7 protein-coding genes are annotated in these 11,752 nt (G+C 69.7%); 2 read left to right on the top strand and 5 right to left on the bottom strand.

The annotated features are described in order from the left end of the window. Positions 1–12 precede the first annotated feature (12 nt). Positions 13–3,711 (bottom strand): nitrate reductase subunit alpha, encoded by a 3,699-nt coding sequence (locus ACNKF0_RS03660; protein WP_416955850.1) that lies wholly within the window; start codon positions 3,709–3,711, stop codon positions 13–15. Between the two features lie 215 nt (positions 3,712–3,926). On the opposite strand from ACNKF0_RS03660, the gene ACNKF0_RS03655 reads away from it, so the two are divergent. Next, on the top strand, positions 3,927–5,285 hold the full coding sequence (locus ACNKF0_RS03655; protein WP_416955848.1) for an MFS transporter: 1,359 nt from the start codon (positions 3,927–3,929) through the stop codon (positions 5,283–5,285). Beyond that, positions 5,282–6,679 carry an MFS transporter gene (locus tag ACNKF0_RS03650; protein WP_416955846.1) on the top strand — a complete coding sequence of 466 codons (1,398 nt, stop codon included), beginning with the start codon at positions 5,282–5,284 and terminating at the stop codon, positions 6,677–6,679. The genes ACNKF0_RS03655 and ACNKF0_RS03650 overlap by 4 nt, the downstream gene beginning before the upstream one ends. Positions 6,680–6,692: 13 nt before the next feature. On the opposite strand, the gene ACNKF0_RS03645 is transcribed toward ACNKF0_RS03650, so the two are convergent. From ACNKF0_RS03645 to groL, 4 genes are all read right to left on the bottom strand, one after another. Beyond that, positions 6,693–7,193: a hypothetical protein gene (locus ACNKF0_RS03645; RefSeq protein ID WP_416955844.1), complete on the bottom strand. Its 501-nt coding sequence runs from the start codon at positions 7,191–7,193 to the stop codon at positions 6,693–6,695. Positions 7,194–7,278: 85 nt separating this feature from the next. Beyond that, positions 7,279–8,079 carry a hypothetical protein gene (locus ACNKF0_RS03640; RefSeq protein WP_416955842.1) on the bottom strand — a complete coding sequence of 267 codons (801 nt, stop codon included), beginning with the start codon at positions 8,077–8,079 and terminating at the stop codon, positions 7,279–7,281. Positions 8,080–8,319: 240 nt separating this feature from the next. Continuing rightward, on the bottom strand, positions 8,320–9,852 hold the full coding sequence (locus ACNKF0_RS03635) for a hypothetical protein (RefSeq protein WP_416955840.1): 1,533 nt from the start codon (positions 9,850–9,852) through the stop codon (positions 8,320–8,322). Between the two features lie 189 nt (positions 9,853–10,041). After that, positions 10,042–11,670 (bottom strand): chaperonin GroEL, encoded by a 1,629-nt coding sequence (groL, locus tag ACNKF0_RS03630; protein WP_299922874.1) that lies wholly within the window; start codon positions 11,668–11,670, stop codon positions 10,042–10,044. Between the last annotated feature and the right edge of the window lie 82 nt (positions 11,671–11,752).

Below are 11,752 nucleotides of genomic sequence, written 5' to 3'. Positions count from 1 at the left end.
TCCTCTTCCGGCTCAGTACTCGACCGGCGCGGTCCGCTTGCGGATCATCGTCACTTCGTCCCGGTTGTTGCCGATCGGACCGATGTAGTTGAAGAAGTAGGCGAGCTGGGCGTAGCCGCCGACGATGTGGTTGGGCTTGAGCAGCACGCGGGTGAGGCTGTTGTGGATGCCCCCGCGCTTCCGGTCACGCTCGGTCAGCGGCACGTCGATCAGCCGGTCCTGCGCGTGGTGCATGTAGACGGTGCCCTCGGGCATCCGGTGGCTGACGATGGCCCGGGCCGCTACGACGCCGTTGCGGTTGACCATCTCGATCCAGTCGTTGTCCTTGATCCCGACCTTGGCGGCGTCGCGGTCGGAGACCCACACCGACTGGCCACCCCGCGACAGCGAGAGCATGAACAGGTTGTCCTGGTACTCCGAGTGGATCGACCACTTGTTGTGCGGCGTGAGGTAGCGGACCGAGACGCCGAGCTCGTTCTGCTCGCCGATCGGCGCCTCCCCGAAGAGCTCGGTCATGTTGAGCGGCGGCCGGTAGACCGGCAGCGCCTCACCCATGCCGAGGAACCAGTCGTGGTCGACGTAGAACTGCTGGCGACCGGTCAGGGTGTGGAACGGCTTCTTCCGCTCGATGTTGATGGTGAACGGGCTGTAGCGCCGGCCTCCGGACTCCGATCCCGACCACTCCGGCGAGGTGATCACCGGCACCGGCTGGACCTGGGTGTCGGCGAAGGTGATCTGCTTGCCCTCGTGCTCGGCGGCAAGGTCGTGCAGCTGCATGCCGGTGCGCTTCTCCAGGAACTTGAAGCCCTGGGTGGCCAGGTGGCCGTTGGAGACCCCGGCCAGGTGGAGCATCGCGTCGGCCATCTGGACGTCGGTCTCGACCTTGGGCTGGCCGTCCCCGGCGCCGCCGTGGACCACCCCGTTGCGGGTGCGCAGGATGTCGACCTCGCGCTTGACGTCGTAGGCGACGCCCTTGGTGAGCATCCCGACCTTCTCCAGGAGCGGGCCGATCGAGGTCATCTTGTCGAAGATCGCGGTGTAGTCGCGCTCCGCGACCGCGATCACCGGCATCGTCTTGCCCGGCACCGGGTCGACCTCGCCGAGCTTCCAGTCCTTGACCACGCCGTGCTCGGAGGCCATCGCCTCCGGCGTGTCGTGCCACAGCGGCTTGGCGATGACGTCCTTGCGGGTGCCGAGGTGGTCGACAGCGAGCTCGGAGAACTTCTTCGCGATCACCTTCCACGCGTCCCAGTCCGACTTCGTCTGCCACGGCGGCGCGATCGCCGGGTTGAACGAATGGACGAAGGGGTGCATGTCGGTGGTGGAGAGATCGTGCTTCTCGTACCAGGTCGCGGCCGGCAGCACGACGTCGCTGAAGATCGTCGACGACGTCATCCGGAAGTCGATCGTCATCAGCAGGTCGAGCCGACCCTCGGCCGCCTTCTCCGCCCACACGACGTCCTTCGGGCGCTGGTCCGGCGGCGCCTCCACCGCGGTGGCGGCCGAGTCGGTGCCCAGCAGGTGGCGCAGGAAGTACTCGTTGCCCTTGGCCGAGGAGCCGAGCAGGTTCGAGCGCCACAGCGACAGCACGCGCGGGTGGTTGTCCTCGTGCTCGGGGTCCTCGACGGCGAACCGGAGGCTGCCCTCCTTGAGCTGCTGGGCGACGTACGCCGGAGCCTCCATGCCCGCCGCCTCGGCGTCGTCGGCCAGCTGCAGGCTGCTGCGGTCGAACGTGGGGTACGACGGCGACCACCCGAGCCGGACCGACTGGGCCAGCAGGTCCATCATCGTCCTCCCGGCGAAGACGCCCGTGCCGGAGTCGAGGTCGTCGGCGCTGAAGCCGTCGTAGCGGTACTGCGAGGTGTTCACGTACCAGTAGGCGGTCTGGTTCATGTGGCGCGGCGGCCGGTGCCAGTCGAGCGCGAAGGCCATGTGCTGGAAGCCCATGATCGGGCGGATCTTCTCCTGCCCGACGTAGTGGGCCCAGCCTCCGCCGTTGCGGCCCTGCGTACCGGTGATCGTGGTGAGCAGGAGGATCGCGCGGTAGATCTGGTCGGAGTGGAACCAGTGGTTGACCCCGGCGCCCAGCAGGATCATGCCGCGACCGTCGGTGTCGATGGCGTTCTGCGCCCACTCCCGCGCGAGGCGGGTGACCTGGCTGGCCGGGACGCCGGTGTGCTGCTCCTGCCACGCGGGCGTGGCGGGGACGGCGGGGTCGTCGTAGCCGCGGGGGTCCGACTCGCTGGCGCGCGGCCACACCCCCGGCAGGCCGTCGCGGGCGACGCCGTACTGCGCGAGGAGCAGGTCCAGCACGGTGGTGACCACGCGCTCGCCCACGCGGGCGACGGGCACGCCGCGGCGCTCGTGGACGACCTTGCCGTCGGCCGCGTCGAAGCGCGGCAGCTCGACCTCGACGGACTCGCGGGTCCCGCCCTGGTGGTCGCGGTACATGCTGAGCGCGGGGTCGATGTCGCCGAGCTCGAGGTTCCACTTGCCCAGGCCCTCGTCGCCGAAGCGGTCGCCGATGGAGCCGTGCGGGATGCGCACCTCGCCGGTGGCGGCGTCGATGACGGCCGGCTTCCACATGGCGTTCTCGCTGTCCCCGCCGAGGTCGCCTTCGACGAGGAACTTGCCGGGACGGTAGGCCCCGGAGGCGTCCGGCTCGAGGCAGACGAGGTGTGGCAGGTCGGTGTACTGCTTGTTGTAGGACTCGAAGAACGGCGTGCTCGCGTCAGCGAAGAACTCCTTGAGCACGACGTGCCCCATCGCCATCGCCAGCGCACCGTCGGTGCCGGGCGCCGGGCTCACCCACTCGTCGGCGAACTTCACGTTCTCGGCGTAGTCGGGCGCCACGGCGATGACCTTCTGCCCGCGGTAGCGCGCCTCGGTCATCCAGTGGGCGTCGGGCGTGCGGGTCATCGGGACGTTGGAGCCCCACATCATCAGGTAGCCGGCATCCCACCAGTCCCCCGACTCCGGGACGTCGGTCTGGTCGCCGAACATCTGCGGCGAGGCATTCGGCAGGTCGGCGTACCAGTCGTAGAAGGAGAGCATCGGGGCGCCGATGAGCTCGAGGAAGCGCGCGCCCGAGGTGTAGGAGACCGGCGACATCGCGGGGATCGGTGAGAAGCCGGCGATCCGGTCGGGACCCCACCGCTTGACGGTGTAGACGTGCGCCGCGGCAATGATCTCGACGACCTCGTCCCACGTCGCGCGCACCAGCCCACCCTTGCCGCGAGCCTTCTTGTAGACCCGCGCCTTCTCCTCGTCCTGGACGATGGATCCCCAGGCCACGACCGGGTCGCCGTACTGCTGCTTGGCGGCGCGGTACATCTCGAGCAGCACGCCGCGGACGTAGGGGTAGCGCACCCGGGTCGGGCTGTAGGTGTACCAGCTGAACGCGGCGCCGCGCGGGCACCCGCGCGGCTCGTACTCCGGGCGGTCGGCACCGGCACTGGGGTAGTCGGTCTGCTGCGCCTCCCAGGTGATGATCCCGTCCTTGACGTAGACCTTCCACGAGCAGGAGCCGGTGCAGTTGACCCCGTGCGTGGAGCGCACCACCTTGTCGTGGCTCCAGCGGTCGCGGTAGAAGACGTCGCCCTCGCGGCCGCCCTTCTTGTGCAGGGTCCGCTGGTCCTCGCTCACCTCCGCCTTGGTGAAGAACCGGCGGCTGCCGATCAGTGCCGACGTCAGGGAGCTTTCGTGGGGCATGGTGGAGATCCTCCGGGCAGGGTCGAGGCGGTCGGCGATTTCGACCCTAGACACCGCACCCGCCCCACCGCCACCATCTGGGGGAGCGAGCAGCACAAGGTCACCAATGAAAGGACTTTGGTCCCGACTTGGTCCTCCGGCCGTGCACAAGGGCCGCCCCATCCACCACAGTCGTCCTGGCGGGCCGCGCAGGGCGGCCCCACGGAGGAGTCGAGATGAGCGAGCCCCAGACCGGTCGCAGCCGGGTCCTCTGGCTGTCCACGGTGGCGTTCACACTGATGTTCGCGGTCTGGCTGATGTTCGGCATCCTCGGCAAGCCCATCCAGGAGGAGTTCGGCCTCTCCGAGGTGCAGCTGTCGTGGATCGTGGCGGCTGCCGCCCTCAACGGCTCGCTCTGGCGGCTGCCCGCTGGCATGGTCACCGACCGCATCGGCGGTCGCAAGGTGATGACCTTCCTCCTGCTCGCGACGGCCGTGCCTGCCTACCTCGTCTCCCGCGTCGAGTCCTACGGCGCGCTGCTCGTGCTGGCGTTCCTCGTCGGCTTCGCCGGGAACGCCTTCTCGTCGGGCATCGCGTGGAACTCCGCATGGCAGCCCCGCGAGCACCAGGGCTTCGCCCTCGGCGTGTTCGGCGCCGGCAACGTCGGCGCTTCGGTCACCAAGTTCATCGGCCCGCCGCTCATCGCCGCCACCGCGGGGGTGACCTACTTCGGCTTCATCGAAGGCGGGTGGCGGCTCGTGCCCGTGGTGTACGCCGTGCTGCTGGTGGTCATGGCCGCCCTGCTGTGGTTCGGCACACCGAGCCACGACCTCGCGCCCGGCACCGGGCAGCCTCTGCGCCACCAGCTGCGTCCGCTGCGCAGCGTGCGCGTGTGGCGCTTCAGCCTCTACTACGTCGCCGTGTTCGGCGCGTACGTCGCGCTCGCCGCCTGGTTGCCCACCTACTACATGGACAACTTCGACGTCTCGTTGCAGACGGCTGCCCTGCTGACGGCGACGTACATCTTCCCGGCCAGCCTCCTGCGGCCCTACGGCGGACACCTGTCCGACCGCTTCGGTGCCCGCCGCGTCATGTACTGGACGTTCGGCGCCATGCTGCTGGTGACCGGGATCTTGATGATGCCCAACGGGCACATCGTGATCAACCACCCCGACGGGTCGCAGAGCGAGCACCTGGCCTACAGCATCGGGCTGGCGCCGTTCGCGGTGCTCGTGTTCCTCCTCGGGTGCGCGATGGGAGTCGGCAAGGCGGCGGTCTTCAAGCACATCCCCGAGTACTTTCCCGACAACGTGGGCGCGGTCGGCGGCCTCGTCGGGATGCTCGGCGGCCTGGGCGGGTTCTTCCTGCCCCCGCTCTTCGCCTACACGAAGGCCTGGTCGGGCTTCCCCTCGAGCACGTTCTTCGTCCTGTTCGTGCTCACCCTCACCTGCGCGGCCTGGATGCACTGGACCGTGGTCCACATGCTGCACACCCAGTCCCCCGAGCTGGCAGGGCGGCTCGAGAACCCCAACGACGACCGCCGGCCCGGGCTGGGCGTGGCGCACGACCGACTGCCTGAGGAGGCACGCGCATGACCACCGACGCACAGCCGCGCAGGAGCGGCGAGTGGCTGGAGTCCTGGGACCCCGAGAACGAGGAGACGTGGGACGAGCGCCTGGCGTGGCGGACCCTGTGGCTCACCACGTTCGCCCTGTTCCTCGCCTTCGTCGCGTGGTTCCTGCCGAGCGCACTCATCCCCAAGCTCAACCCGCTGGGCTACAGCTTCAGCACCACCCAGCTCTACTGGATGGCCGCCATGCCGGGCCTCTCTGCGGGCCTGTTCCGGCTCCTGTGGATGGTCCTGCCCCCGATCATGGGCACCCGGAAGATGGTGGCCCTGACCTCCCTGCTGCTGGTCTTCTCGACCCTCGGGTGGGGCGTACGCGTCCAGGAACCCACCGCGCCCTACTGGGAGCTGATGGTGCTCGCCTTCCTGGCCGGCATCGGCGGAGGCGCGTTCTCCGGCTTCATGCCGAGCACCTCCTACTTCTTCCCGAAGCGGAAGCAGGGAACGGCGCTCGGCCTCCAGGCCGGGCTCGGCAACTTCGGCGTCTCCGCGGTCCAGCTGCTCACGCCCTACCTCATCGGCTTCTCGTGGCTGGCGTTCTTCGGATCGACGCAGACGATCTCGATGCCGGGCAAGGCGCCCCAGGACGTCTGGTACCAGAACGCCGCCTTCGTCTGGATCCCGCTCATGGTCCTCGCCGCGATCCTCGCCTGGACGATGCTCAAGTCCGTGCCGATCAAGGCCAACATCCGCCAGCAGTTCGACATCTTCGGCAACGTCGACACCTGGCTCATGACGCTGCTCTACATCATGACCTTCGGGACCTTCTCCGGACTGGCGGCCCAGTTCGGCCTGCTGATGGCCGACCTCTACGGCATCAGCAACCCCGACATCGTCCAGGGGACAGGTGCCGCGGCGACCGTTCTCATCGAGGGCTACGAGGTCCCCGACGTGGTGAAGTTCGTCTTCCTCGGTCCCCTCGTCGGTGCCGGCGCGCGCGTGCTGTTCGCGCCCCTCACCGACCGTACGGGCGGCGCGATCTGGACCCTGGTGTCCGGTGTCGGACTGATCATCTCCATAGCCTTCACCATCCCTGCGCTGACGCCCGACACCACGTCGGCTGCGACCCTGGAAGCCGGGTTCGACCAGTTCCTGTGGGGCATGCTCGCGATCTTCCTCTTCGCCGGCATCGGCAACGCATCGACGTTCAAGCAGATGCCGATGATCTTCGAGAAGCGGCAGGCCGGTGGCGTCATCGGCTGGACCGCAGCGATCGCCGCCTTCGGCCCGTTCTTCTTCGGGATCGGCGTCACGACGCTCGGCCCGACGACCTTCTACGCCATCGGGATCGCGTGGGCCGCCATGTGCGTGGCCATCACCTGGGTCCGCTACGCCCGGAAGGGAGCACCGAAGCCCGGGTGACGCGCACAGGCCGTCAGGCCGGGAACGCCTCGGTGTACATCGCCTCGAGCTCGGGGTCGGTCTCCGCGGTGAAGCCGCACAGGGTGACCCGGTCGCCGTCGGCGCTGACGAGGTAGGTCTGGCCCTCCTGGAAGTCGACGGCCATCAGGAGGTCGTCGAGACTCCTGCTGGGCGCCTCGACGGTGACCGTCGACGCGTCCCCGCCGGCGTACCACTGCTCCACCTCGAGGGTGGCGGTCCCGTCCTCGACCGAGGTGACGGTGCCCTCGAAGGCGGTGTCGAAGGTGGACAGCACCTCCGCGGACGGCATCGCGCACTTGCCCGCCGTCGACCCGTCGGCAACGAGGGCAAGGGTCTCGCTGGAACCCGTCGCGGACGGGCTCTCGCTGGTGGACGGCTCCGTGGTGGCCGCGGTGTCGTCCTCGGACCCGCAAGCGGAGAGGACGAGGACGAGGGTCGCCGCGAGGGCGGGGAGCAGGCGGACGGTGCGGAATCGGTCATCGTGTCGGCTCATGGCAGGCATCCCTTCGTCAGGCGTGAGGAGCGGCCTCGCTCCTGTGCAGGTGGGACGGGACGCGCGTCGAGCGGGTTCCCGTGGATCATCGACCGTCGTCCTCGTCCTCCTCCTCGACGCGGCGCTTGATGCGTCCGAGGCCGGGGATCTTGCCGAGGATCTCGTTGAGCTCCCGGGAGACGTCGAGGAGGTCGTGCAGGTCGGGGGCCACCGACCCCAGGGTCGCCAGGACGGGCAGGATGTCGCGCTCGAACTGCTCGGTCACCGCGGGGAGGTGGTCCACGAGGGTCACCAGCGCGGCCACCTCGTCGGGGTGCGTCGTGTCGGCGAGCGTCTGCAGCGTCGGCTGGAGCTTGGTCAGGGACGGCTCCAACGCGTCGAGCAGCCCGCCGGCCCGGCCCGCCTGCACGGCAGCGCCGTCGACCACGGCATCCACCCGCTCGATCTCCGCCGCCGCGGCGTCGACCACGGTGCCCACCCTGGCCACCTCGGTGGTCGCTGCGTCCACGACCGTGCCCACACGCCCGACCTCGGCGGTCGCGGCGTCCACGACCCCGCCCACCCTGGCCACCTCGACGGTCGCTGCGTCCACGACCGTGCCCACCTTCGCCACCTCCGACGTTGCCGCGTCCACGACCGCGCCCACGCGGGCCACCTCGGCGGTAGCTGCATCGACGACCGTCCCCACGCGCCCTACCTCGGCGGTCGCTGCGTCGGCGACCACCTCGACGCGGTCGACGATGGCGGACGCCCGGACGAGGAGGACCTCGGCCTGGTCGAGCAGCGCCAACATGCGCGGCACCGCACCGAGGAGTGCCTCGACCTGCTCTGTCCCCCGCTCGAGGGCTGACATCACGTCACGGGGTCCGGGCACGGGCAGGCGCATGCGCCATTCCTACCAGCGGCTCCCCGAGGCAGCCCTTGCGGCGGGCGCGGTGGCTCCCCGCGAGGGGTACGCCACCGAGCCCGCCAACGCACGTGCGGCGGTAGTGGCCGTCGAAGCCGCGTTCCGGGGACCACATCCGCAGCACGTGCGGTGCCCCGGACCTCCGCCGTCGACCTTGGTCGGAAAATGAGTGCAGGGCCCCCGCCGGAGCGGAGGCCCTGCTCATGGTGCTGGTCGGGATCAGTTGGCGCTGGTGGTCAGCGGCAGCGCGAACTGGTTGACCGTCGGCCCGCTGGCCGGCAGTCCGAGGTCCGCGGCAGCCATCGTGCGCAACAACCAGCCGCCGTTCTGGCCCGAGCTCGGACCACAGTCGGGGTTGTCGATCGACTGCGAGGTGAAGGCGACCGAGGCCGAGTAGCCGTTGGTGACGGAGCTCGGCACCATCCACGCGTTCCGGCTCAGGCTGAAGACTGCCGTCTTCGCCAGCATGGTCTGGCTCTGGCTGCCACCCCAACCGTCGTTCAGGTACGCCTGACCGTTGGCCGTGCTGGCACAAGGCTGGGTGTAGTAGATCTGCCCCGGGTAGGTCACGCCGTCCCAGCCGGTCGAGAGCAGGTAGCCCTCGGTGGTCACGAAGCTGACGCCGTACATGTCCATGGACACGACCTTGCCGAGCGAGGCGTTGTTGCCGTCGCGCAGCGTCAGCCCGCCTCCGGCGGGACCCGCCGGACCGGTGGCGCCGGTCGCGCCGGTGTCGCCCTTGGGTCCGGTGGCGCCGACGGGGCCCTGAGGGCCGGCCGGTCCCACGGGGCCGACGGGTCCGGTTGCTCCGGCGGGTCCGACCGGGCCGGTTGCCCCGACGGCACCGGCCGCACCGGTGGAACCAGTGGCGCCCGCCGCTCCTGTGGCGCCCGTCTCGCCGGTCTCGCCCTGGTCGCCCTGGTCACCCTTGGGACCGATCGGGCCGCGGAGGTTGACCACGGGCGCCCAGCCGTTCGCCGTCTTCTCGTAGGCGTCCCACGACGTCGTGTCGAGGTACCAGTCTCCGACGGCGCCGGTCCCCGCGGAGGGCGCACCTGCGCCGCGCAGCCACGCGCTGCCGGCCGCGCCGGTGTCACCCTTGGCACCCGTCGCGCCGGTGTCACCCCGATCACCCTTGGCTCCGGTGTCACCCTTCTCGCCCGTGTCGCCCTTCGCGCCGGCGGCACCCGTGGCGCCGGTCAGGCCGGTGTCGCCCCGGTCGCCCTTGGCTCCGGTGTCACCCTTCTCGCCCGTGTCGCCCTTCGCGCCGGCGGCACCCGTGGCGCCCGTCGCGCCGGTGTCGCCCTTGGCACCCGTCGCGCCGGTCGCGCCGGTCGCGCCGGTCGAGCCGGTGTCACCCTTCGCGCCCTGGGGACCGACGGCTCCGGGAGCACCGGTGGCGCCCATGATGTTCACGCGGAACTCCCAGCCGCGCGGGGTGTTCTTGTACGCGTCGCCGGTGGCGGTGTCGAGGTACCAGCTGTTGGTGGAGCCGTCCTTCGCGGCCGGGGCTCCCACGCCGGAGTTCCAGCTCGTGCGGAGGCTCTTGACCGCCGCGGTGCTGAGCTGTCGCTTGCCGAGAGAGCGATCGGCGATGTCAGCGCCGGTGACGGACTTGTCCTTGATGTCCTTGCCGGTGATCAGTGCCCCGGCCGTGGCGCCTCCCACGCCGGCCGAGACCACCAGGGCACCGGCGACGAGCAGGGCTGAGACGGAGCGCCCCTTCGGGCGCGCAGGCAGGAACGAAGGCACGATGGGTGAACCCCTCAGAGTCACGAGCGCCACCTCGGTGGTGGCGCGACACCGGGAGCCTAGGGACTGCCGGAGCCGGTGTCCGGCGAACACCGCAATCACCCGTAAGGGTGTACTGAACGCGACAAGGCCCCCGCCGGAGCGGGGGCCTTGTCGGTGGTGCTGTGGATCAGATGGAGCTGACTGGACTCAGAAGTCCATGCCGCCCATGCCACCCATGTCGCCGCCGGGCATGGCCGGCGCCTTCTCGGGCTTGTCGGCCACGACGGCCTCGGTGGTGAGGAACAGCGCGGCGATCGACGCGGCGTTCTGCAGCGCCGAGCGGGTGACCTTGGCCGGGTCGATGATGCCCTCGGCGATCATGTCGACGTAGTCACCGGTCGCAGCGTTGAGGCCGTGACCGGCCTCCAGGTTGGCGACCTTCTCCGCAACGACGCCGCCCTCGAGGCCGGCGTTGACAGCGATCTGCTTGAGCGGGGCGGAGGTCGCGACGCGCACGATGTTGGCGCCGGTCGCCTCGTCACCCGACAGGTCGAGCTTGTCGAACGCGGTGGCAGCAGCCTGGACGAGCGCCACGCCGCCGCCGGCGACGATGCCCTCCTCGACCGCAGCCTTGGCGTTGCGGACGGCGTCCTCGATGCGGTGCTTGCGCTCCTTGAGCTCGACCTCGGTGGCCGCGCCGACCTTGATGACGGCCACGCCGCCGGCCAGCTTGGCGAGGCGCTCCTGGAGCTTCTCGCGGTCGTAGTCGGAGTCCGACTTCTCGATCTCGGCACGGATCTGGTTGACCCGGCCCTCGATCTGACCTTGGTCGCCCGCGCCCTCGACGATGGTGGTCTCGTCCTTGGTGATGACGACCTTGCGGGCCTGGCCGAGGAGCTCGATGCCGGCCGACTCGAGCTTGAGGCCGACCTCCTCGGAGATGACCTGGCCACCGGTGAGGATGGCGATGTCCTGCAGCATGGCCTTGCGGCGGTCACCGAAGCCGGGGGCCTTGACGGCGACCGACTTGAAGGTGCCCTTGATCTTGTTGACGACCAGGGTCGACAGCGCCTCGCCGTCGACGTCCTCGGCGATGATCAGCAGCGGCTTGCCGGACTGCATGACCTTCTCCAGCAGCGGGAGGAGGTCCTTGACCGTGGAGACCTTGGAGTTGGCGATGAGGATGTAGGGGTCCTCCAGCACCGCCTCCATGCGCTCGAGGTCGGTGGCGAAGTAGGCCGAGATGTAGCCCTTGTCGAAGCGCATGCCCTCGGTCAGCTCGAGGTCCAGCCCGAAGGTGTTGGACTCCTCGACGGTGATGACGCCTTCCTTGCCGACCTTGTCCATCGCCTCGGCGATGATCTCGCCGACGGTGGTGTCAGCGGCGGAGATCGACGCGGTGGAGGCGATCTGCTCCTTGGTCTCGACGTCCTTGGCCATGGCGAGCAGCTGCTCGGACACGGCGGCGACGGCGGCCTCGATGCCGCGCTTGAGACCCATCGGGTTGGCGCCGGCCGCGACGTTGCGCAGGCCCTCGCGGACCATGGCCTGGGCCAGGACGGTGGCCGTCGTCGTGCCGTCACCGGCGACGTCGTCGGTCTTCTTGGCGACCTCCTTGACCAGCTCGGCGCCGATCTTCTCGTAGGGGTCCTCCAGCTCGATCTCCTTGGCGATCGAGACGCCGTCGTTGGTGATCGTGGGGGCGCCCCACTTCTTCTCCAGGACGACGTTGCGGCCCTTGGGGCCGAGGGTGACCTTGACGGCGTCGGCGAGGGTGTTCATGCCCCGCTCGAGGCCGCGGCGGGCCTCCTCGTTGAAAGCAATCAGCTTGGCCATATCGCGTGCGATTCCTATCGACGTGAGTCTGTGTGTCGACACCAGGCAGGCTGCCCGCGACGGACGATCCCGCTCGGCCGGC

The organism is Nocardioides sp. T5, from assembly GCF_048161455.1.
Classification (GTDB): Bacteria; Actinomycetota; Actinomycetes; order Propionibacteriales; family Nocardioidaceae; genus Nocardioides.
This window is presented reverse-complemented; position numbering and strand designations above follow the sequence as displayed.